Below are 21,888 nucleotides of genomic sequence, written 5' to 3' on the forward strand. Positions count from 1 at the left end.
GGTGAGAAGGCCCACGATAAATATCGGGAACACGCCCGTGGCACCCCGACTTAACGCTTTGTCAGATCGAGTCCTGACTTTCTCGGCCGAACGCCTCCCCGCGGTATTCCGCGGCCCCGGAATAACGATTTCCCGCGCGGCCGGGACAATCGCCGTCAAAGAGCCGGGCGCCGTGAGCGTCAGTCGCCGAGGTCGTCCGGGTCGTCGGGCCGGTCGTAACGCAGCCGGGTCTCCATGGCGTAGGCGGCGGGCGCGTACCCGGTGCGGAGGTCCTGGAAGACCGTCCACGCCTCCGCCGGGTCGCGCTCGGCCGGCAGCCCCGCCTCGCCCGCCAGCAGCAGCGTGTCGGAGAAGTTGCGCTCCTCCCGCCCCTGCAGGCTCACCGGGATGGGCGGCAGCCTGATGCACATTCCCGCGGCCAGCCGGCGCATGCAGCGCGTCCCCGTCATGAGCAGGGCCTTGGTGTGCGCGGGGGCCCAGCTCGGCGCGAGCGCCTCGGTGAGCGCGGCCACGTCCAGGACGATGACCGCTGCCTTGAGCCAGTCCAGGTCCCCCGCGGGGCGGCGGAAGGTGAGCGCCGGGTGGGCCAGGTGGGAATGCTCCACCTCGGTCATCCACCCCGTCCACTCGGCGAAGAGGGTGTCGAGATGGTCGCGCGAGCCGGTCTTGAGGTAGACAGCGAGCAGCGTCTCGGCGTCACGCGGGTTGCACACGCTGCCCGCCAGCCTGGCGACGAGCCGCTCCCGGCGGCCATAGGCGGCGGCGAAGCCCACCAGGTAGGTCGTGATGGCCGCCACCAGCAAGAGCCTGGAGGTCCACTCGGCCGCGTGCAGCGGCGTCCCGTCCAGCAGCGCGAAACCGGCGGACGACACCCCGAGCCAGATCCCGGCCACACTGAGGACAGCCATGGGCCCGCACAGGTCGAGCAGCGGCTCGCGGAATGCGGCCGGGAGCCGGCCGCCCACCGCGAGAAGGGGGCCGGCGAACGTCCGCAGGGCGCAGCGGACGAGCCGGGTCGGCCTGCCCCGGGGGGTGAACACGGTCAGCACCACGCTCAGCCACACCACCACCACGAGCGCGGTGCCGGCCAGAGCTTGCACCACGGCTGTCACCATGCCACGTATCCTCCGGCTCTTGACAAGAAAACCCCAGAATCGGTTAGTGCTAGTAGTCGGAATACCACCTTCAGATGAGCGAAACGAGGCTCCGCGGATGGCGGAGCCTCGTTTGCGAATATCGTTTTCCGAACGCGCCGATCAGCGCATCGCGGCCGTGCGTAATTCGGTGGTGAGGTCGATCAGCGTGCCGGGGCCGAGGAGGAGGCGGACCGGCACGTCCACGCCCAGCTCCCGCCGCATCCGCTCGCGGAACCTGGTGGCCAGCACGGAGTCCAGCCCGAGCAGCGTGAGTGGCACGTCGACGCCGATCTCGTGCCCGGGCAACGCCAGGACCTGCGCCGCGAGGCCGGCGACCAGCGCGGCCAGCTCGGAGTCCGGCATACCGGCCAGGTCAGGGCGCTCCGCCCGCCCGGGGCCGGGCTCGCGGGCGGTCTCGGGCGGGAGCGCGGTCGTGGCCGAGCCGGGCCAGAAGCGCCGCCGCTGCCAGGGGTAGTGGGGCAGACGGACATACCCGCCGCCGGGGTAGACGCGCTCCCAGCGGGGGCGGCAGCCCAGCACGTACGCCCGGCCGAGCGCGGTCGCCAGAGCGGCCGCCTCCTGATCGTCGCGCCGCAGGCAGGACACGACGGCGGCGGCCGCGCCGGCCGCCTCGGCCTCGTCCTCCAGGGAGGACTGCAGCACCGGGTGCGGGCTCATCTCGATGAACACCGTGGGACGGTCGTCGGCGAGCGCGGCCCGGGCGGCGTCGGCGAATCGGACCGGCAGCCGCAGGTTCTCGAACCAGTAGCCGGCGTCCAGCTCCGTGCCGTCGATCACCCGGTCCCACGCGCTGGAGTGGATGGGCACGGCGCAGGGGGACGGCCGGATGCCGGACAGCGCGTCCAGCAGCGCCTCGCGCACCGGCTCCACCTGCGGCGCGTGTGAGGCGTAGTCCACATCCACCTGGCGGCAGAACACGCCGCGGCTGCGCAGCGGCTCGACCACGAGCTCCAGCGCGGCGGGGTCGCCGGACAGCACCGTGGCGTGGCCGCTGTTGACCACCCCCACGCACACCCGGCCGGCGTGCTCGCCGATGGCCTCGCGGGCCGCCTCCTCCCCGAGCCCCACCGCCCACATGGCGCCCGCGGTGGGCAGCTCGCGCAGCAGCCGGCTGCGCCTGGCCACGACGGCGGCGCCGTCGGCCACGCTGAGGGCCCCCGCGGTGACGGCCGCGGCGATCTCGCCCATGCTGTGGCCGATGAGCAGGTCGGGGTCGATGCCCCAGTCCCGCCAGACGGCGGCCAGCGCCACCTGCATCGCCCACAGCGTGGGCTGGATCTGGTCCACGCGCGCCAGCCGCTCCCCGCGCTCCAGGACGTCCACGGGCGACCAGCCGAGCTCCGCCTCCACCGCGTCGGCGCACTCTCGCAGCCGCCGGGCGAAGACGGGCTCGGCGGCGAGCAGTTGCCGGCCCATGCCGGCCCACTGGCCGCCCTGGCCGGGGAACACGAACACGACCTTCGGCTCCCTGGTGACGCGGTGCCCGCTGACGAGCCCGGACCGCCCGTCGCCCGGCTCGCTCACGATCGGAGAGCCCCCGCCGTCCCGCGAGCTCCGCGCGCTCGCGCGGAGCTCGCGCAGGCAGGCGGCCAGGGAGCGCTCGTCCTCGCCGACCGCGGCCAGCCGGTACTCGTGGTGCGTACGCCTGGCGCCCGCGCTGAAGCACACGTCCCCGATGTCGAGTCCGGCCTCGAGCAGGTCGGCGTAGGCGCCGGCGAGCGCGTCGAGCGCCTGCGGGTCCCGCGCCGACAGCGGCAGGACGTAGTGCGGCCGGGCCGGCGTGCTCGCCGGGTGCGCCGGCCCGGGCGCCTCGGAGAGCACGAGGTGGATGTTGGCGCCCGACATGCCGAAGGAGCTGACGCCCGCCAGGGCCGGTCTGTCCCGCTCCGGCCAGTCCCGCCCGCGCAGCGCGAGCTCGACGGCCGCGGCCGGCTGCCGCACGACGGCGTGCGGCTCCTCCACGTGCAGGGTCGGCGGTATGGTGCGGTGCCGGAGCGCCAGGGCCGTCTTGAGCAGCCCCGCCAGCCCCGACACGAACTCGGTGTGACCGATGTTGGACTTGACCGACCCCACCAGGCAGCGCTGCCCGGGATCGCGGCCCTCCCGCATGACCACGTCCAGGGCGGCCAGCTCGGTCGGGTCGCCCACATGGGTGCCGGGCCCGTGCGCCTCGACGTAGTCGATGTCGCCGGGAGAGATTCCGGCGTCGGCGTACGCGCTGCGTAGCATCGTCTCGTGGCCCTCCAGCCCCGGGGCGACCATCGAGCCGCCGGTGCGGCCGTCATGGGTGGCGGCGCTGCCCAGGATCACCGCGTACGGGCGGTCGCCGTCGGCCAGAGCGCGCGACAGCGGCTTGAGGATCACGGCCAGCACGCCCTCGCTGCGTACGTACCCGTCGCCCGACACGTCGCCGAACCGGCACTGCCCCGAGCTGGACAGCACCCCGGCGTCGCCGAGCGAGAAATAAAGGTCCGGCACGATCTGCAGGTTGGCGCCGCCCACGATGGCCAGGTCGATCTCGCCCGACCACAGCGCCCGGCAGGCCACGTGCACCGCCATCAACGACGTCGCGCACGCGGCCTCCACTCCCATGCTGGGGCCGCGCAGGTCGAGCTTGGTGGAGATGCGCCCGGGGAAGATGCCGCTGACGGCGGCTCCGAGCGCGGCGTGCATGTCGTACATCCCCGCGCTGCGCAGGAGGTCCCAGTAGCCCGAGGGCAGCAGGCTCGTGTAGACGCCCGTGGCGCTCCCGGCCAGGCTCTCGGCCGGGAGGCCCGCGTCGTCCAGCGCCTCCCAGGTGACCTCGAGGAGGATGCGCTGCTGCGGGTCCATCCGCAGGGCCTCGAACGGCGTGACGCCGAAGAAGCGGGAGTCGAACCCCGCGATGTCGTCCAGGTAGCCGCCCGCACCCTCCAGGACCTCGGGCCGCCGGCCGGAGGTCGCGTCGAGGTCGAACCTGTCCTGGGGGATCGTGCCGACCACGTCCCGGCCACCGCTGACGATCTGCCAGAGGTCCGCCGGGCTCTCCGCGCCCGGCAGCCGGCAGGCGGCGCCCACGATCGCTATGGGATCTCGCTCGCGATTCACGTGCATGAGTCCCGTCCCCGTCCGCGCCCTCGTCATCGAACAATTCGGTGACGCCCGGGCGCACTCGTCGAATGGCTTCATGACATGACCTAAGGTCCGGGTCACGCTATGCGGATGTCAATTTATAGATGACGGAATACGCGGAGGAGAATGCGCAGGCAGAGAAAGGCGCTATTCGGCCGCGGGCATCGGGAAATGGATGACGAGCCCGACCAAGGGCTCGTCCGGGGTCACCATCAGGGCCATGCGCAGCGTCCGCAGGCCCAGCCGGGGATGGCGGAAACGGCGGGTCAGGGTGCGGTGCTCCTGCACCTCGTGCCTGCGCCACAGGGAGGCGAACAGGGGGCTCAGCCGGTTGAACTCGGCGATCCTCGCCGTCAGCCGCTCGTCGTGCGGCCACCTGGCCAGCTCCGAGCGCCATCGGGCGATGACGTCACTCGTGACGTCCTCCCAGTCGGGCAGTCGTTCCTTGGCCTTCGGTGAGACCAGCAGCCAGCGCAGCATGTTGCGGTGCTCGGGGTCGTACTTGCCCCAGTCGTCGTACCATTCGGCGGCGGCGGCGTTCCAGGCGGTGAGGTCGCAGTGGATGTCGGCGGCGTAGACCGGATACTCGCTGTCGTCCATCAGGCTGATCAGCGGCCGCATCACGTCGCCCGTCCATTGCTGCCCGTCGAGCGGCTGCGGGTTGGTCACCTGGCCGTGCACCAGCGTGTGGATGTAACGGCGTTCGTCCTCGGTGAGGTCGAGCACCCGAGCCAGGCTGTCGAGCACCTGGATGGAGGGTTTGATGTCTCGGCCCTGCTCGAGGTAGGTGTACCAGGTCGGGCTGAGGCCGGCGAGCACCGCCACCTCCTCACGGCGCAGCCCCTTCGTCCGGCGGCCCACTCCCTCGGGGAGCCCCACGTTCCGTGGCATCACCCGTGCTCGCCTGCTCCGTAAGAACCGCGCGAGCTCCTGACGACTCCAGATGTCGCCTGACACAAGCGCCCCCCTGGATTGCCCCCGCTGCGCCAGCAGATCGGCCCGTTTGTCCCCTGAGTCTAGGAGTGTTGACGATTAATTGTCACGGGAGGCCGATTTCGTCAATTTGGCGTTGACATTACGGCACTGTACCCAAAAGATGAATTCCGGACTTCTTTCTTAAGGATTAACGGCATGAACTGGCATTTTGTCGGGCGGCGTGAACAGCTCGCCATGATTCGGACAGTCCTTCGAGCCGCCGGCGGCGATCCCCTAATCGTCACCGGTGAGCCGGGCGCCGGGCGTACCCGGCTGGTCGAGCACGTGCTCGAATCAGGCGAGGCGGCCCGCTACGAGATCGTCCTGCTGGGCCCCCGCGACGGCGCCGGCGAGATCGCCGCCCGCGTGCGGGCGGTCCCGCAGGATCGCCCGTTGCTGCTGGTCATGGACGACGCGCAGGACAGCGATGACGAGAGCCTGCTCGCGCTGCGTGCGGCCGCCGGCCGAAGCCCGCACGCCAGGGTGCTGGTCACCACGGTGTCGGGCCCCGCAGCGCGGCGCCCGGATCCGGTGGACTGCCTCCGGTTCGAGCCGGGCGCGTGCATCGTCGACGTGCCCCCGCTCACGGCAGAGGAGGTGAGCGCACTGCTGGGCGGGCTGGCCGGCGGGCACGTACGGCAGGCCACCGCCGATGCCCTGCACGCGGCGACCGGCGGCAATCCCGGCCTGCTGCGCGAGTTCCTGGTCGGGCGCGGGCTGAGCGAGCGCCTGACCCGCGGCGCGGCCGGTTGGGAGTTCCAGTGCGCCACCGAGTGGCCGCCTCCACCGGATCCGGCCGCGGCCACCCCGCGCCTGGTGGACGCGACGCGGGAGGCGTGGGCGTCCCGGGCCTTCGACCGGGCCTTCGAGTTGTGCAAGGCGGCGGTCTGGTGCGGTGAGGGGCACGCCGTCTCCGTGCCGCTGGCCCACCTGCTGCTCCTGCGCGGCAGGGGGCGCGACAGCATGGCGTTCCTGGACTCGCTGCCGGACGGCGTCGTGCGGAGCACGCCGCACCTGGCGCTCGCCCGTGCCGTCAACCTCACCCGCGGGCCGGGCGGGCCGGCGGCCGCCGCCGAGTTCCTGCTGCGTGCCGCCGTCGCCGCCGGGCCCAGGCCGCGGCCGCTCCTGCTCGCCTACCGGGCGTGGGTCCTGGCGCTGACCGGCAGGTCCGCCGGGGACGCCGGCGCGATCGAGCGCCCGGACCGGGAGACTGCCTTGTTCGTGCACGCGGCGCAGGCCATGGCGACCCTCCGGACCCGCCCCGACGAGGCGGTCTTCCACCTGCGGCGGGCGCTCGCCCTCACCGCGGGGGGACTGGAGGTGGGCCCGCCCTGGCTGCGGCCGCACCTGACGGCGTGCCTGATCGACGCGCTGCTGCTGGCGGGCCGGGCGGGCGAGGCGACGCTGCTGGCGGCCGGCTTCCACGGAGGCGAACCCGGCTCCGGCTGGGACGTCGCCCTCGCGATGTCGCTGGCGGCCGCCTGAGGCCGGGCGATGGGGCGCCTCCGGCGTCAGGCCAGGTTCCTGGTCACGGCCAGGGTCGTGATGTCGTCGGACTGCTCGGCGGTGCCCACGAAACCCCGCACGGCCGTGTCCACCGCCGCGAGCAGGTCCTGCGCGTGCGGCCCCGTGGCGGCCAGCACCTCCTGAAGGCGGGCGGTGCCGTACAGGGAGTGCGCGGCGTTGCGCGCCTCCACGACGCCGTCGGTGTAGGCGAACAACGCGTCGCCAGGGCCGAGCCGCACGTGCCCCAGCGTGTACGAGCTGTCGGCCAGGATGCCGACCGCCGGTCCCGTCGGCGGCAGCAACGTCTGCCGGCCGTCGGCGTGCACCACGATCGGCGGATTGTGCCCCCCGTTGATGTAGACCAGGTCTCCGGACCACGGGTCGAGCACGCCGAAGAACATCGTGGCGAAGTACGCCTGCTTCAGGTGGTTGCGTGCCATGTACCGGTTGGTCCCGACCACCGCTTGAATGAGCGGTCCCGCGCCCAGCGACAGCAGCGGCAGCGCCGTGTCGCCCGCGGTGCCGTTCAAGGCCACGGCGGTGTCGTCGCCGAGATCCTGGACGAGCCCGGTGTGCTCGGCCGTGTGCCGCAGCAAGGTCCTGATCAAGGCCATGAACAGCGCCGCGCCCACGCCCTTGTCGCACACGTCGGCCACCACCAGCGCCAGCTTGCGCCCGTTGACGAGGGTGAACACGTCGTAGAAGTCGCCGGCCACCTGCCGGGCCGGACGGAAGCTGGCCGCGAGCTCCCAGCCGTCCAGCAGGGGCATCGACTCCGGCAGAAAGCCCGCCTGGATGTCGCGGGCGATGCGCAGCTCCCGCTCGTACTCGCGCAGGCTGGCCAGGGCCGCCATCTCCTCGACCGTGGTGCTCAGCTGCGAGCGCTCCCAGCACGTGTTCGCCCTGCTGCGCAGCAGGCTGGGCAGGAAAGGGCGGGTCACAAAGTCGAAGCCGCCGCGTACGCACTCCTCCAGGGCGGCGAGGTCGTCGTCGGGAAAGGCCACGATGGTGGGCATCCGGCCGTCGACCAGGAACCGCTGGCTCACCAGCGCCATACGCTGCAGCCCGAGGGCGGCCGAGATCAGCAGCAGATCGGGATGGGGGTGCCGCAGCACCAGGTCGTCCGGGACGACGCGCTGGACCTCGAAGCCCTCCTGGCGCAGCGCCCCGTCCAATTCGAGCACCGCCGAGGACGCGGGCTTACCCGGTTCGGCGACCACCAGGGCCGTGGGCATTCGAGCCTCCAAGCAATCGCATGATCAGAGTGTTACGGTTGCGGCCGCCGACGTACTCGTAGTGGAATTCGTCGACCTTGCCCATGGCCAGGAGCAGTCCGTAACCGCCTTCTTCGCGCTGGCCGGGCGGCAGCGCCAGCCGCGGCTCTGGGTCGTAGCAGGCGGGGTCGAACGGCGGCGCGTCGTCCTCGATGCTGACCCGCAGCCGATCGTGCTCGATCGCGGCGGACAGGTCCACGATCCCCGTTTCTCCGCGGTAGCCGTGCTGGGCGATGTTCGTGGTGATCTCGTCCGTGGCCAGCCGCAGCCAGTAGGCCTGGCGGGAGGTCAGTCCCACCTCGTCCGCCAGCGCCTCGATGAAATCGGCCACCACGCTCGGCAGGGACGTGTGCTGAGCGTCTACCGTGAGCCGTTTCTTGAGCCGCCAGTCGAGCATCACTGCATCACGATGCTGCGGTCGAAGCCGGTGAGCCGGATCGTCTCCGCCACCTCGGGCTTGGTCCCCACCAGAGTGATCTCCGAGCCGTGCGGCAGCTTCTGATGCGCGAACACCAGACAGCGCACGCCGGCCGACGACATGTACGTCAACTCGTCGAGGAGCAGGACCAGCTTCCCCACCTGCCGCCCCACGGCCTGGGTCACGAGGTCGTTGAGCTGGGGCGCGGTGCTGCCGTCGAGCTCGCCGGCCAGCCGGATCGTGGCGGTGTCGCCCTCCACGTTCATCTTCATGTTGAATGCCATGACATGCTTCCCTTCACTAATGCGTGACCAGGATCGTGACGCTTCTGGGGCCGGCCACCAGGTGTGACTGGTTGGCCAGTGGCGGCTCGGCGCCCGGCTCGAAGGCGTCCAGCGGCGGGGCGGCGGCGGTGTCGGCGAACAGGTGCCAGGTCTGCCCGCGGGGCGGGTCGGGGAGCTCCAGCGCGTGCGGCTCCCAGTGGGCGTTGGCGGCCACGTACACGCAGTCGTCCCCGCCTCCGTCGAACATCGCGGCCAGCACCCGCGAGTGCGCCGACCAGTCCGGCGACCAGGCGCGCACGCCGTGCCAGTGCACCGAGGCGGGCGAGCCGCCCCGCAGCACCGGGTGCGCCCGGCGGAAGGCGATGGCGCGCCGCGTGAAGCGGAACAGGTCGGCGTTGTCCTCCAGCAGCCGCCAGTCGAGCCACGTGAGCGGCCCGTCGTGGCAGTAGGCGTTGTTGTTGCCGCGCTGCGTGCGCCCGAACTCGTCGCCGGCCAGCAGCATCGGCACGCCCCGGCTGGCCAGCAGCAGCAGGAGCGCGTTGCGCTGCTGCCGGGCGCGCAGCGCCAGCACCGCCGGGTCGTCGGTGTCGCCCTCCTGCCCGCAGTTCCACGAGTGGTTGCCGTCGTCGCCGTCCCTGTTGCCCTCGCCGTTGGCCTCGTTGTGCTTGTGGTCGTAGGAGACCAGGTCCCGCAGGGTGAACCCGTCGTGCGAGGTGACGAAGTTGACCGTGGCGGCCGTGCCGCGGCGGCTGTACATGTCGGGCGAGCCGATCATGCGGGTGGCCAGCTCCCCGGTGACGCCGAGGTCGCCTTTGACGAACCTGCGCACCGTGTCGCGGTAGCGGCCGTTCCACTCCGACCACCTGCTGTAGTGCGGGAAGCTGCCCACCTGGTAGAGCCCGGCCGCGTCCCAGGCCTCCGCGATCAGCTTGCGGTCGCGCAGCACTGGGTCGTAGGCCAGCGACTCCAGCAGCGGCGGGTTGTGCAGCAGCTCACCGTCGGCACCCCGCCCGAGTATCGCCGCCAGGTCGAACCTGAACCCGTCCACGTGGCACTCGGCCGCCCAGTAACGCAGGCAGTCGAGCACGAACCCGCGCACCACCGGGTGGTTGCAGTTGAGCGTGTTGCCGGTGCCGCTGAAGTTGTAGTAGTAGCCGTCCGGCGTGAGCATGTAGTAGGTGGCGTTGTCCAGCCCTTTGAAGCTGATCGACGGCCCTCGCTCGTCGCCCTCGGCCGTGTGGTTGAACACCACGTCGAGCAGCACCTCGATGCCCGCCCGGTGCATCTCCTTGACCAGGTGCTTGAACTCGTCGACCTGCATGTGGTCCCGGCCCGTGACCGCGTAGGACGCCTTCGGCGCGAAGAATCCGATCGGGCTGTACCCCCAGTAGTTGACGCCCGTGAACACGTTGTCGGTCTCGTCGAACTCGAACACCGGCATCAGCTCGACGCAGTTGACCCCCAGCTCCCGCAGGTACGGGATCTTCTCCACCAGGCCCGCGTACGTGCCGGGCGCCGACACCCCCGAGGACGGATCCCTGGTGAACCCGCGCACGTGCAGCTCGTAGATCACCAGGTCCTCATGCGCCAGGTGCGGCGGGCGGTCGTCCTCCCAGTCGAAGTCGTCGAGCGCGACCCGCGAGCGGTGCCGGTACGGTCCGTGGCCGGTCAGCATCCTGGCGTACGGATCGCTGAGCACCAGGTCCGGATCGAAACGGTGGCCGCGCCACGGCAGGTGGGGTCCGTCCACGCGGTAGCCGTACTCCAGGCCCTCGACGTCGAGGCCGAAGACGGTCATCGCGTAGACGCTGCCCACCCGGAACGCCTCCGGGAAGGGCAGCTCGGCCATCGGCTCGGGCTCCCCCTCCCGGTAGAGCACCAGCGTCATGGACGTGGCGTGGTTGGAGTAGACCGAGAAGTTGACGCCCCCGGGCACCCGCGTGGCGCCGAACGGCAGCGACCGCCCCGCGCGCACAGGAAACCCGGCGATCCGCTGCGTGGGGTAGGCGTCGATCGGCTCCAGGATCGTCATACAGTCAACGCCTCCACACCCTCTTCGACCGACTCCACCACGGTGAAGAAACCGAGGAAGCCCGTCGCGTCCATGATCGCCCGCACGTCGGGAGCCAGCCCGGTGAGCGCCAGGCGCACGGTGCTGCGCTGCGCCTGCCGATAGATCAGCAGCAGCACCCGCAGCCCGGCGCTGGACATGTACTGGGTGTGGCTCAGGTCCAGCACCACCTGGCCCTCCTCGGGGAAGAGCGCCTGCAGCTCCTGCTGGACGCGGGGCGCGGTCTCGCTGTCCAGCCGGCCGTCCATGCTGATGACGGTGACCCCGCCGCGCAGCTGCTTTCGCAGGTTCATGGTCATGTCAGTCCTCCACCGGAGCGAGGTGAGCGCGCACCGTCACCGCCGAGGCGGAGTCGGGCAGTTTGACCGTCATCGCCGCGGCGTCGAACAGCTGGTACGGCGAGCCGTCCACCTCCACCCAGTCCAGCCGCACCCGGCCGGGCGGCAGCGCGTCGGGCGCGACCCGCAGCACCCGGTCGCGGAACCCGTCAGGCCGCGGCTTGAACCACAGCGTCAGCGGCAGCCTGTCGATCAGGAGCCGCTGGTAGACGGTCGCCAGGAAGCACAGCTCGGCCGCGTGGCACATGCTCATGGAGTGGCTGCCCTTGAACCGCTCGGTCCCGAGCAGGTACGGGTAGCCATTGGCGAGCACGTTGAAGTACACGCCGCCCTCGTCGTGGTCGAGGAAGAAGGCGCTGTAGAAGGCGGCCGACTCCCGCGCCCTGCGCAGGAACCCCTCCTCGCCGCTCAGCCCGGCCAGGATCTGGTAGGCGAGGATCGCCTGCTCCTGCTGCCACCAGGCCTTCCTGTCATGCCAGACGAACCGGTGCACGTGCTGACCTGGCGCGAGCCTGCGCTCGACGACGTCGTACCAGCCGCCGCGCTGCGGGTCGCTGCCGAGGGCCGGCATCTTCTCGCCGATCTCGGTGGCCAGCGTCCGGTAGCGGTCCTTGGGCCGGATGGACATCATCCGCATGAGGTTCCAGGCGATCTTGAGGTTGTGTCCGACCACCGCCCGGTCCTGCTGCCAGTGCCAGGTGGTGTCCGGCGTCCAGTCGGCGTGGAAGCGCTCCTGCACGTACGGGCTGTCCTTCCTGGGCATGTGCTCGACGATGAGATCGAACGTCTCCTCGAGCATGTCGGCGTGCCGCTCATCGCCGGTGGCCAGGAGCAGGTTGATGAGGTAGGCGGGCGCGTGGTCGCCGACGGAGTTCCAGTTCTTCCTCGACCGGTTCGGGCCCAGCGACTCGTGGTGCGGGCTGAGCAGGATCGGGTCGATGTGCGAGAAGTACCCGCCCTTGTCGGGGTCGTGGAAGAACTTGGCGAACAGCCGCAGCGTGCCGTCGATGTCGGCGGCGATGCGCGGGTCGCCGGTCAGCCGGTAGAGCTGCGTGGGGCCGGCCAGGGCGTAGATCTGCTCGTACATCGGGATCGCGTCGTAGTCGTCGCCGAACTCCGAGGTGAACAGCTTGCGCTCGGCCCCGTCGCGCACGTCGATGCCGTGGTACCAGTACACGACGTCCTCGTCGCGGTCCACGAAGCGCATGTGCTCGCGCAGGTAGGCGGTGCCCTGCTCGGCCACCTCCAGGAAGTCCTCCTCGCCGGTGAGCATGTACGCCGAGGACATGCCGTACACCAGGCGGGAGATCGTGTCGGTCTCCTGCACGTGCCCGTCGGCCTTGTCGCCGCCCAGCCGCAGCATCGTCCGGTAGGCCGAGTAGTCGATCGGCCCGTCGGCCCCGAACTGGGCCCTGCGGTAGAAGCGGCCCAGCTCGCGAATCTGCTTGACCCACCAGTCCGGCTGCTCGAAGGCGTACTGTCCCGGCTGCCTGCCGAGGAACGTCAGCGCCTTGGCCTCGATCGTGTAGGAACCGTTCTCGTAGTAGAAGATCCCCTTGACGAACACGTACGTGCCCGGCGTGAGCAGCTCCTCCAGGTGCGCCGAGGCGTCCAGGTACGGCTCGGCGAGGTTACGCACGAACTCGGCGGAGGTGGTGCCGGTGAGGCGCACCCGCATCGGCCGCCCGTCGTTGGTGCGCAGGCTGATCTCGCCGTGCTCGAAACCGGTGACGTAGCCGGCCACCAGGTCCGAGAAGGTGAAGTCGGTCCGGTAGGCCGTCTCGGCGGTCCCCTCGGCCGCCACCAGGTCGATGATCATGCGGGCGAAGGCGGCGCAGTGCTCGGCGGTGCGGCCGGTCACCAGGTCGCGGTCCACCACTACGTCCTGGTCGGTGTAGACGGCGCCCATGTTGCGCGCGTCCGCGACCAGGTTGTTATGGCAGGTCACGCGCCGGCCCTCGACCGCGCCGGCGATGGGCGCGGCCAGCCAGAGCCCGTGGCAGATGATCCCCTTGATGATCCGGCGATCGTCGAAGGCGTCCTTCAGCAGCCGGACCGCGGGGGCGAGCTCGTGGACGTCCTCGCTGTAGCGCAACCGGTCCGACACCATCCCGGACGGCACGATCAGCACGTCGATCTCGCTCAGATCGGCGCGCTCCAGGTCGCCCGTCACGGTGAACGGCATCTTGTACTCATGGCCGTGGAAGGTCAGCGAGTCCTGGCCCCACAACCGGGTGAGGAACCGGACTCGCGCCCCCTCCTCGGCGAAGCGCCGCTGGTAGTAGTGCAACTCCTGCTCGACGAAGTCGCTCTCCATCAGGATCGCGACAGTGCGCCCGGCCAGTCGCTTCTCACGCACGATGTACCTCTCAGGTGGTAATCAGATCAACGAGGAACGGCCCCGGCGCCGCCAGCATCCGCTGGACCGCGGCCTCCACCTGGGCGGGCTTGCTCACCCTGACGCCGGGGACTCCCAGGCTCGCGGCCAGCCGCACGAAGTCGATCTCGGGATGGGACAGGTCGAAGCCCTCAGGATGGGGATGCGAGACGATGCCCCGCTCGCGCCAATACTGCTCGAGGTTGTCGTCGAGCAGCTGGTAGCGGCGGTTGTCACAGATCACGAACCGGGCCGCGACGCCGTACCTGACGGCGGACCACAGGGCCTGGATGGTGTACATGCTGCCGCCGTCGCCGGTGAAGGCCACCACTTCGGCCTCGGGGCGCGCCAGCTTGATCCCGATCGCGCCGGGAATGCCGACGCCCAGCGAGCCGCCCCTGGTCTGGAAGTAGGTGCCGGGGCGGCTCGGCGGCAGCTGCCTGAGCAGGGCGGGGGAGGCGGTCAACGCCTCGTCGAAGATCACCAGCTCGTCCGGGGCCCGGGCCGCCAGCTCGGCCGCGAACACGTCCATCAACGTCTCGCCGTACGGCTCGGCGGGCTCGCGGGCGGGCGCGGGGCGCGCCGGGCCGAGCAGGCCGGCCAGCGCCGCGAGGGTTGGCTTGGGGTCGGCGACGAGCGCGACGTCGACGGGGAAGTTCTTGGCGATCTCGTAGTCGTCCAGGTCGACGTGGACGATCGCGGCCCCCTCCGGGAAGGGGCTGGTCAGCAGCGGGAACACCTCGGGGAAGAGGTACGTCCCGACGACCAGCACGGCGTCGGCCCCGGCCACCGCGGCGGCGCTGTGCTCGCCGAACATGTGCCCCAGGTCGCCCCGGTAGAGCGGGTGCGTGGTGTCGATGTTCAGCTCCGAGGAGTTCACCGTCCAGACCGGGGCGCCGAGCGCCTCGGCCGTCCTGGCCAGCTCCTCCTGGGCGCCGGACACCGCCACCCCGTCGCCGGCCAGCACCACCGGCCGGCGGGCGCCACGCAGCGCGGCCGCGGCCCGCTCCAGCTCCCCGGCGACCGGCAGCGTGGCCCGGCTGGGGATCGTGCTGGGCACGGCGGGCTCGTCGGTGTCCTCGTCGAGCACGTCCATCGGCAGGGCCACGAAGACCGGCCCGCGCGGCGGCGTCATCGCCGTCTTGATCGCGCGGCGCAGCACCCGGAGCACCGAGCCCGGATGCGTCACCCTCATGGCCTGCTTGGTGACCGGACGGGCCATCGCCACCAGGTCCACCGCCATCTGGCCGTCCAGTGCCTCATACCGCACGCCGGCCTCGCCGGCGATCACCACCAGCGGCGAGTGGCCGCGCTTGGCCTGGTAGAGCATGCCGACGCCGTTGCCGAGGCCGACCCCGCTGTGCAGCTGGACCAGCGCCGGGCCACCGGTGGCCCGCGCGTAGCCGTCGGCGATGCCGACCGCGGCGGACTCCTGCAGGGCCAGCACATACCTGAAGCCCGGCGTCTCCTCCAGCACGTCCAGGAAGCCCTGCTCCACCGTGCCCGGGTTGCCGACCATCAGGGTGAGGCCGTCGGCCGCGAACTGCTCGAAGATCGCCTTCTTGGCGGGACGGGCGGCCACGGGTCACCAGCCGTAGCGGCGCAGGCCGGATTCGAGCACCTCGACCAGCTTCTCGCCGGACAGGTAGGAGTCCGGGGTCGACCGGCCCGTCACGAAGGGATAGTCCACGATCACCGACGTCTCCTTGCCCACGTTGCCGTGGTAGCGGCCGTCGGGAGCGGTGGCGTCGCGCAGGATGTACTCCAGCGGATACGGCGGCGGCCCCATGTTGAAGTCGACGCCCAGGAAGCCGGTGCCGTCCTTGTAGTCGTACTCCTTGCAGTGGCCCGTCACGTGCTTGCCCCGCAGGATGCTCGTGCGGTCCTCCCAGTCGCGGGCGAAGGCCAGGCAGGCGATGCCGTAACACTCGGCGAGCACCGGCTTGCCGGTCCGCACGAAGGCGAGGATCAGGTCGTGCACCCGCCCGTTGTTGGCCAGGTCCACGATCGGGCCGCTGCCGCCCACGATGACCAGCGCGTCGTACTGCTCGACGTCCCGCTCCAGCCGGCCGAGCTCCCGGTAGTAGGCCTCGACCTTCCTGAGATAGCCGTCCTCGCTGTTGTAGGGCCGCTCGGGGATCCAGTCGGCCAGGCTGAGCGGGGCGTCCAGCCGGTCCGACTCGTCCAGCTGCCGGGCGGCCACGGCCACTTCGGGCGTGGTCACCGATCGGCCCAGCGGCGGGTCGATGTAGCCCGGGTCGAGGCTGGGCGGCAGCGCCCGCGCCCGCTTCCCGGTGGGAGTGGCGAACACGCTCCGGTAGCCCTGCCGGTCGAAGGCGGCCAGCGGGCCGACGAGTTCCTCTCCCCAATATCCGTACTCGGAGAGAATAATAAGAATGGTGCGCGTCATGCGTTAATTTGAGCAATAGGCGGGATTCGCGGACAAGGCCGGCCTGCCTATTCCGTCAAGTCAATGAAATTCACCCGCACTTCGTCAGGTGCCGGGGCATAGCCCCGGAAATGGCGGCAGAATGGCTGGCAGCCGATTCTGGAGGCTTGTGATGCCCGAGCAGCGCCGGCCTGTTCTGCTGGCCGTCGACGACGACGACCACGTGCTCCGCGCGGTGCGGCGCGATCTGTCGCGCGCCTACCAGGAGCGCTACCGGGTGCTCGCGTCGAGTTCGCCGATCGAGGCCCTGCGCGTCCTGGACGCGCTGCGCGAGCGCGGCGAGGAGGCCGCGCTGATCCTGTCCGACCAGCGGATGCCCGAGATGACCGGGATCGAGTTCCTGGTAGAGGCCGGCCGGCGCTTCCCCGCGGCCCGCCGCGTGCTGCTGACCGCCTACGCCGACACCAGTGTCGCCATCTCGGCGATCAACGAGGTGCGGCTCGACCACTACCTCGTCAAGCCGTGGGAGCCGCCGGAGGAGCGGCTCTATCCCGTGCTCGACGACCTGCTGTCGGACTGGGAGTCCGCCTACGAGCCGCCCTACCAGGGCATCCGGCTGGTCGGCCACCGGTTCGCACCGGCCACGCACCGGCTGCGCGACCTGCTCACCCGCTACCGGCTGCCGTTCAGGTTCGAGGAGGGCACGCCGGGCGACGCCTCGCTGCCCGAGGTGGTGCTGCCCGACGGGCGACGCCTGGCCCGCCCGGGGCACGGTGACGTGGTGGAGGCGCTCGGCCTGGCCATGGAGCTCAGCCACCCGCACTACGACGTGGCGATCGTCGGCGGAGGCCCGACGGGGCTGGCCGCGTCGGTCTACGCCTCCTCCGAGGGCATGACGACGTTGCTGATCGAGGCGTACGTGCCGGGCGGCCAGGCCGGCACGTCCAGCAGAATCGAGAACTACCTGGGCTTCCCCTCCGGCATCTCCGGCGTCGATCTGACCAGCCGCGCCATGGCCCAGGCACGCAGGTTCGGCGTGGACGTGCTCGCGCCCGTCGAGGCCGAGCGGCTGAGCCGGGACGGGCGGGCCTGCGTGCTGCGCCTGTCCGACGGCAAGGAGATCACCGCGGCCACCGTGCTGCTGTCCACCGGGCTTTCCTACCGCAGCCTCGACGCCGAGGGCGCGAGCCGCTTCGAGGGGGCGGGCATCTACTACGGCGCGGCGCTGACGGAGACCGAGTCCTGCGCCGGGCGGCACGTGTGGATCGTCGGCGGCGCCAACTCCGCGGGCCAGGCGGCACTGCACTTCGCCCGCCACGCCAGCCACGTCACCATGGTGGTGCGCGCCGGCAGCCTGGACAGCGGCATGTCCGCCTACCTCGTGGACGAGATCGCCGCGAACCGCGACATCACGGTCATGACCACCACCCAAGTGGTCGCGGCCGACGGCTCCGACCGGCTGAAGCGCATCACGCTGTGCGACACCGCGACGGGGAGGCTGACCACGCACGACGCCGAGCACGTCTTCGTCTTCATCGGCGCCCGCCCGCGCACCGAGTGGCTGGACGGCCTGGTGCGCAGGGACAATCGCGGGTTCCTGCTGACCGGCCCCGACCTCGGCCCGGCCGCCGAGCTGCCCGCCTGGGACCTGCCGCGGCCGCCGCTGCTGCTGGAGACGAGCGTGCCCGGCGTGTTCGCGGCCGGAGACGCGCGCGCCGGCTCGATCAAGCGGCTGGCGTCGGGCGTCGGTGAGGGCGCGATGGCGGTGTCGATGATCCACCGCTATCACTCGGAGAGCTGAGACAGCGGGAGCCGGACCACGAAGCGCGTGTCGCCGGGCCGCGAGGTCACCTCCATCGAGCCGCCGTGCCGCTGCGCCACGATGTCCATGCTGACGTGCAGCCCGAGGCCGGTTCCCTTGCCCAGGTCCTTGGTGGTGAAGAAGGGCTGGAACACCATCGGCAGCACGTCGGCGGGGATGCCGGGGCCGCTGTCCCGGAACTCCACCACGGCGTGGTCGCCTTCGCGCCTGGTGCTGATCGTCAGCTCGCCCGCGCCGTCCATGGCGTCCACGGCGTTGTCGATGAGGTTGGTCCAGACCTGGTTGAGCTCGCTGGGAAAGGCCCGGAAGTCGGGCAGGCCACCGTACTCGCGGCGCACGCGGACGTTGCGCAGCTTGGGCGCCATGAGGGCGAGCGTGGCCTCCAGCCCCTCGCGGAGGTCGGCCTCCCGCTCGGGCGCGCGGTCCAGGTTGGTGTAGGCGGAGGTGCGCCGTACCAGCTCCACCACCCGCTCGGCCGCCTCGGCGGCGTCACCGGCGAGCGTCCCGGCCCGCAGCGCCGGCGCCAGGTACGCCAGCGCGGCGACCAGGACGCCCGGCCGCAGCCCCGCGGCCAGCTCGTCGAGCGCGGCGCGGTCCACGCCGTGCTCGGCCAGGTCGTCGCACACCTCGGCGAGCTCGCCGAGGCCGCGCTCGCGTAGCCAGTCCGCGACGTCGTCGGCCGCCTCCGCCTCGGCCAGCGGGTCCCGCCCGCGCCTGGCCGGCGGGCCGAGACGGACGTCCTCGCTTCGCGGATCCGGCTCAGCCGGGTCGAGCCGCTCCTGGATCCGCTCCAGGAGCAGCAGCTCGGAGTGCTCGGCGGTGCGGCCCCACTCGACCGCGGCGGCGGCCAGCCGGGGCGCGAGGCCGCGTAGCTCACGCGTGGCCCGCACCGCGGCCGACGCGGGGTTGTTCAGCTCGTGGGCCAGGCCCGCCGCCAGCATGCCCAGCCCCTCCAGCATGCGGCTGCGGCCGGCCTGACGCTCCATGGCGTTGATGCGCCCGGCCAGTACGGGCAGCAGCATCCGGCAGACCTGCGGACAGCGCTCCAGCATGTCGAAGAACGCGCCCTTGCCGTAGACCACCACCCGCGCGTGCCCCACGGCCAGGGCGGTGGCCAGGTATTCGTCGCTGGTGAGCAGCGGCAGCTCGCCGATGAACTCGTGCTCCAGCGTGTCGCCGACGTGCCGGGCGAGCACCTGCTCGCGGCCGCCGACCAGCTTGGAGACCACGATCTCGCCGTCCAGCAGGACGAAGAAGGCGTCCGCCGGCGCGCCCTCGACGAAGAGCACCTCACCGTCGGAGAGGTCCTTGACCATCCCCGTGCGCGCGAGCCAGTCGAGCTGCTCCCGGGACAACCCGGCGAACAGCTCGACGCCGGCGAGCCGGTCGCTCAGCCATGCGGGCGCAGGCACAGGTCCTCCGCCTCCTGACCGGCCAGGCCGCGCAGCAGCCGGTAGCCGTGGGCCACCGACACCAGCGTGACATGGTGATGCCACCCCCGATAGGAGCGGCCTTCGAAGTGCTGCAGACCCGACTCTGCGGCGACCGCGTTCATCGCGGACGCCGCCCTGTTGCGCATCCTGACCAGTCCGGCCAGGTCCGGGACCCGGTTGCGGCCGAGATCGGTGAGCCACATCGTCCGGGCGCCCGATCGGGGACGCCAGTGCTGGCCCGGCCCGTGCGGGCGCGGGCCGGCCTGCGCCGGCACCACGTGCAGCCGTGGTCTGGCCGGCTCCGGCACCGGGCGCGCGGGCAGGCCGGGCCCGGCGGCCGGCATGGTGCCGGGCGAGACCCGTACGAGATAGGGCAGTCCGCGCTCGGCGAGCCCGGCGAGCAGGAGCTCCACGCCGGGCATCGCCCTGCCGTCCACCACGATGGGCGCGGGCGGCAGCCCCCAGTCGAGCACCATCTCGTCGACGGCCTGGAGCAGGTGGCGCCAGTGCGGCCTGCTGCGCTCGTGCTCGGGAAGCCGGGTCCGGCTCCGCAGGCCGGGGTCGTCGTCCCACGAGCGGGGGAGCAGCAGCCGCCAGTTCACGGGGCAGCCGCCCTCGTCTCCGACCATCACGACGGCCAGGCCGAGCTGGCAGTTCATGAGCCGCCCCGCCGAGGGGACGAACTGCCGCGCGACGCCCACCGACTTCGAGCCGTTCTTCGGGAAGACGACCTCTTCCAGCACCCAAGCCTTCGGGCGGATCGCCTCGACGAGGGACTGGGCCAGGCGCTGCCGCACCGGCGCCCAGTCCCACGGACTCTGGTTGATGAACTGTTGCAGGCACTGGTCGACGGGCTGCCCCACCACCTGGGTGGAGATCCGGCGGATCGACTTGCGGCCGGGGACCGAGATCAGTCCCTGGACGTAGACCTCGCCCCATCGGCGCTGGTCGGAGCGGAGGAAGGATGAGAATAGATCGTCACAGAAAGGAGAGAGCCAAATCTCCCGTGCATCCAAATCTGCGTAGATGGCCATATGACCAACCCCTAGAAAATCGGAACGTCCCCCTTTCCTTAATTATGGAAATGCATCTGATGAGATGAACAGGAGCAGTTTATGCTGGCACTCTCAGTACTATTTATGAGGACGGGCCGGCCGCGCCTGTGACGAAGTCGGCCGCACGCTCGCCGATCATCACGACCGTGGTGTGCGGATGCGCGCTGACCAGGGAGGGCATGACCGAGGCGTCGGCCACGCGCAGCCCCTCGACGCCGCGCACGCGCAGCCTGGGGTCGACCACGGCCGCGTCGTCCGTGCCCATCCGGCAGGAGCCGGCGAAGTGGTAGTACGACCCGGTGTTGGCCTTCACCCAGCCGCGCAGCTCGTCGCGGGTGGTCACGTCCGGCCCCGGCGCCACCTCGGACAGCCCCCAGGCGTCGGTGAACGCCTTGGTGCGGTAGAGCTCCCTGGCGATCTCCACGACCGTGACCGTGCGCTCCAGGTCGTACGGGTCGCCGAAGTAGTTGGCGTTGATCCTCGGATAGGCGGTGGGGTCGGTCCCCGCCAGGCGTACCCATCCTCGTGAGACCGGTCCGATGAGGCCGGACAGGCTCAGGATCACGTGCGGGTCCACCAGCTCACGCACCGGTGCGACCGGCTGGCCGGTCTGCACGCGGCGGATGACGTTGGCGAAGAACTTCTCCCCGAACGGCGCCCGGTGCACCAGCGCGATCTCCAGGTCGGGCACCTGCAGCCCCTCCTGCGACCCGCAGAACAACGCGACCTCGGTCACCTGGCCGCGCGGGTCGTCGCCGGGCTTGGCCATGTAGCCGATCGGCCCGATGACCAGCGGGTGATCGTGGAAGTTCGCCCCGACGCCGGGCAGGTCGGCCACGACCGGGATGCCCAGGCCGGCCAGGTCGCCGGCCGGCCCCAGACCGGACAGCAGCAGGAGCTTGGGCGACTGAATCGCGCCCGCGCACACCACGACCTCGGCCTCGGCCCGCGCCGTGCGGGTGGCGCCGTCGCGCACGTACTCCACGCCGACGCAGCGCGTCCCCTCGAACAGCAGCCGCGTGGCCATGGTGGCGGTCAGCACGGTGAGGTTCGGCCGGCCGAGCGCGGGATCGAGATAGGCCTCGCGGGCGCCCCAGCGCCGCCCGTCCTTGATGTTCACGTGATGCCAGCCGGCGCCGGACAGACCCGCGTTGAAGTCGTCCAGACGCGGGTAACCGAGTTCGGCGCAGGCCTCGATGAACGTCTGCGAGACCGGGTTGCCCGTCTCGGCCGCGTCGGCCACGGTCATCGGGCCGCCCTTGCCGGCCAGCGGGTTGTGCCCGTCCTGCTGGTCCTCCAGCCGTTGCAGGTAGGGCAGCACGTCGTCGAAGGACCAGCCGGGACAGCCCTGGCGGGCCCAGCCGTCGTAGTCCTGCGGGCGGCCTCTGGTGTGCATCATGTGGTAGATGTTCGAGGTGCCGCCCAGGCCCCGGCCGGCGGCCGAGTAGACGCGCGTGCCGTCCAGGCCCGGCTGCGGCTCGCTCATGTACGCCCAGTCCAGGTCGGTCAGCAGGACCTCGTTCCACCGCCACGGCGTCGTGACCGCGTCGGTGACGGGCGCGTCGCCGGCCTCCAGCAGGAGCACGGAGGCGCCGGGATCCTCGCTGAGCCGGGCCGCGAGCACCGATCCTGCCGCGCCTGCGCCGATGACGATATACCTGTAGCTGTCTGCCACGAT

The 21,888-nt window shown here is 71.3% G+C and carries 16 protein-coding genes; 2 read left to right on the forward strand and 14 right to left on the reverse strand.

The window, feature by feature from the left end; translation table 11 throughout:
- Positions 1 to 179 precede the first annotated feature (179 nt).
- The 3 genes from Q9G87_RS29970 to Q9G87_RS29980 all read right to left on the reverse strand — a co-directional run bounded on the left by Q9G87_RS29970 (position 180) and on the right by Q9G87_RS29980 (position 5,225).
- The gene (locus tag Q9G87_RS29970) at positions 180 to 1,115 is read right to left on the reverse strand and encodes a hypothetical protein (RefSeq protein ID WP_305919851.1); all 936 of its coding nucleotides are present in this window, start codon (positions 1,113 to 1,115) and stop codon (positions 180 to 182) included.
- A gap of 141 nt (positions 1,116 to 1,256) precedes the next feature.
- The gene (locus Q9G87_RS29975) at positions 1,257 to 4,250 is read right to left on the reverse strand and encodes a type I polyketide synthase (RefSeq protein ID WP_305919852.1); all 2,994 of its coding nucleotides are present in this window, start codon (positions 4,248 to 4,250) and stop codon (positions 1,257 to 1,259) included.
- 165 nt (positions 4,251 to 4,415) lie between these two features.
- Positions 4,416 to 5,225: a helix-turn-helix transcriptional regulator gene (locus Q9G87_RS29980; RefSeq protein WP_305919853.1), complete on the reverse strand. Its 810-nt coding sequence runs from the start codon at positions 5,223 to 5,225 to the stop codon at positions 4,416 to 4,418.
- A gap of 174 nt (positions 5,226 to 5,399) precedes the next feature.
- Here Q9G87_RS29980 and Q9G87_RS29985 point away from each other — a divergent pair, with 174 nt between their 5' ends.
- The gene (locus Q9G87_RS29985; protein WP_305919854.1) at positions 5,400 to 6,728 is read left to right on the forward strand and encodes an ATP-binding protein; all 1,329 of its coding nucleotides are present in this window, start codon (positions 5,400 to 5,402) and stop codon (positions 6,726 to 6,728) included.
- A 26-nt stretch (positions 6,729 to 6,754) separates the two neighbouring features.
- Here Q9G87_RS29985 and Q9G87_RS29990 read toward each other — a convergent pair whose 3' ends face one another.
- Genes Q9G87_RS29990 through Q9G87_RS30025 form a run of 8 tightly spaced genes read right to left on the reverse strand, consistent with a single transcriptional unit; the run spans position 6,755 to position 15,921 of the window.
- Positions 6,755 to 7,984, reverse strand: coding sequence for a PP2C family protein-serine/threonine phosphatase (locus tag Q9G87_RS29990; RefSeq protein ID WP_305919855.1), 1,230 nt, complete (start codon positions 7,982 to 7,984; stop codon positions 6,755 to 6,757).
- On the reverse strand, positions 7,950 to 8,420 hold the full coding sequence (locus Q9G87_RS29995) for an ATP-binding protein (RefSeq protein WP_305920061.1): 471 nt from the start codon (positions 8,418 to 8,420) through the stop codon (positions 7,950 to 7,952). The genes Q9G87_RS29990 and Q9G87_RS29995 overlap by 35 nt, the downstream gene beginning before the upstream one ends.
- Complete coding sequence (locus tag Q9G87_RS30000) at positions 8,420 to 8,725, reverse strand: anti-sigma factor antagonist (RefSeq protein ID WP_305919856.1); 306 nt, start codon at positions 8,723 to 8,725, stop codon at positions 8,420 to 8,422. The genes Q9G87_RS29995 and Q9G87_RS30000 overlap by 1 nt, the downstream gene beginning before the upstream one ends.
- Positions 8,726 to 8,741: 16 nt before the next feature.
- A complete protein-coding gene (locus tag Q9G87_RS30005) occupies positions 8,742 to 10,757 on the reverse strand; it encodes a glycogen debranching protein (RefSeq protein ID WP_305919857.1) in 2,016 nt (671 codons plus the stop codon).
- Complete coding sequence (locus tag Q9G87_RS30010; RefSeq protein ID WP_305919858.1) at positions 10,754 to 11,095, reverse strand: STAS domain-containing protein; 342 nt, start codon at positions 11,093 to 11,095, stop codon at positions 10,754 to 10,756. The genes Q9G87_RS30005 and Q9G87_RS30010 overlap by 4 nt, the downstream gene beginning before the upstream one ends.
- A gap of 1 nt (position 11,096) precedes the next feature.
- Positions 11,097 to 13,493 carry an AGE family epimerase/isomerase gene (locus tag Q9G87_RS30015; protein ID WP_305919859.1) on the reverse strand — a complete coding sequence of 799 codons (2,397 nt, stop codon included), beginning with the start codon at positions 13,491 to 13,493 and terminating at the stop codon, positions 11,097 to 11,099.
- A 10-nt stretch (positions 13,494 to 13,503) separates the two neighbouring features.
- Positions 13,504 to 15,093 (reverse strand): thiamine pyrophosphate-binding protein, encoded by a 1,590-nt coding sequence (locus Q9G87_RS30020; RefSeq protein ID WP_305919860.1) that lies wholly within the window; start codon positions 15,091 to 15,093, stop codon positions 13,504 to 13,506.
- A 3-nt stretch (positions 15,094 to 15,096) separates the two neighbouring features.
- Complete coding sequence (locus tag Q9G87_RS30025; RefSeq protein ID WP_305919861.1) at positions 15,097 to 15,921, reverse strand: type 1 glutamine amidotransferase domain-containing protein; 825 nt, start codon at positions 15,919 to 15,921, stop codon at positions 15,097 to 15,099.
- A 151-nt stretch (positions 15,922 to 16,072) separates the two neighbouring features.
- On the opposite strand from Q9G87_RS30025, the gene Q9G87_RS30030 reads away from it, so the two are divergent.
- Positions 16,073 to 17,701: an FAD-dependent oxidoreductase gene (locus tag Q9G87_RS30030; RefSeq protein WP_305919862.1), complete on the forward strand. Its 1,629-nt coding sequence runs from the start codon at positions 16,073 to 16,075 to the stop codon at positions 17,699 to 17,701.
- Here the strand turns inward: Q9G87_RS30030 and Q9G87_RS30035 are convergent.
- From Q9G87_RS30035 to Q9G87_RS30045, 3 genes are all read right to left on the reverse strand, one after another.
- The gene (locus Q9G87_RS30035; protein WP_305919863.1) at positions 17,686 to 19,134 is read right to left on the reverse strand and encodes an ATP-binding protein; all 1,449 of its coding nucleotides are present in this window, start codon (positions 19,132 to 19,134) and stop codon (positions 17,686 to 17,688) included. The genes Q9G87_RS30030 and Q9G87_RS30035 overlap by 16 nt on opposite strands.
- Positions 19,113 to 20,189, reverse strand: coding sequence for an IS701 family transposase (locus tag Q9G87_RS30040; RefSeq protein WP_305919864.1), 1,077 nt, complete (start codon positions 20,187 to 20,189; stop codon positions 19,113 to 19,115). Before Q9G87_RS30040 ends, Q9G87_RS30035 begins: the two co-directional genes overlap by 22 nt.
- Before the next feature lie 103 nt (positions 20,190 to 20,292).
- The gene (locus tag Q9G87_RS30045; RefSeq protein WP_305919865.1) at positions 20,293 to 21,885 is read right to left on the reverse strand and encodes a GMC family oxidoreductase; all 1,593 of its coding nucleotides are present in this window, start codon (positions 21,883 to 21,885) and stop codon (positions 20,293 to 20,295) included.
- Positions 21,886 to 21,888: the final 3 nt, after the last annotated feature.

This window comes from Nonomuraea turcica, from assembly GCF_030718205.1.
Taxonomy (GTDB): Bacteria; Actinomycetota; Actinomycetes; order Streptosporangiales; family Streptosporangiaceae; genus Nonomuraea.

Coding starts and splice junctions, on each gene's coding strand:
- Q9G87_RS30010 (WP_305919858.1), bottom strand. CDS start 11,095: ATGACCATGAACCTGCGAAAGCAGCTGCGCGGCGGGGTCACCGTCATC.
- Q9G87_RS29990 (WP_305919855.1), bottom strand. CDS start 7,984: ATGCCCACGGCCCTGGTGGTCGCCGAACCGGGTAAGCCCGCGTCCTCG.
- Q9G87_RS29970 (WP_305919851.1), bottom strand. CDS start 1,115: ATGGTGACAGCCGTGGTGCAAGCTCTGGCCGGCACCGCGCTCGTGGTG.
- Q9G87_RS30040 (WP_305919864.1), bottom strand. CDS start 20,189: ATGGCCATCTACGCAGATTTGGATGCACGGGAGATTTGGCTCTCTCCT.
- Q9G87_RS29985 (WP_305919854.1), top strand. CDS start 5,400: ATGAACTGGCATTTTGTCGGGCGGCGTGAACAGCTCGCCATGATTCGG.
- Q9G87_RS29995 (WP_305920061.1), bottom strand. CDS start 8,420: ATGCTCGACTGGCGGCTCAAGAAACGGCTCACGGTAGACGCTCAGCAC.
- Q9G87_RS29975 (WP_305919852.1), bottom strand. CDS start 4,250: ATGCACGTGAATCGCGAGCGAGATCCCATAGCGATCGTGGGCGCCGCC.
- Q9G87_RS30005 (WP_305919857.1), bottom strand. CDS start 10,757: ATGACGATCCTGGAGCCGATCGACGCCTACCCCACGCAGCGGATCGCC.
- Q9G87_RS30000 (WP_305919856.1), bottom strand. CDS start 8,725: ATGGCATTCAACATGAAGATGAACGTGGAGGGCGACACCGCCACGATC.
- Q9G87_RS30025 (WP_305919861.1), bottom strand. CDS start 15,921: ATGACGCGCACCATTCTTATTATTCTCTCCGAGTACGGATATTGGGGA.
- Q9G87_RS30030 (WP_305919862.1), top strand. CDS start 16,073: ATGCCCGAGCAGCGCCGGCCTGTTCTGCTGGCCGTCGACGACGACGAC.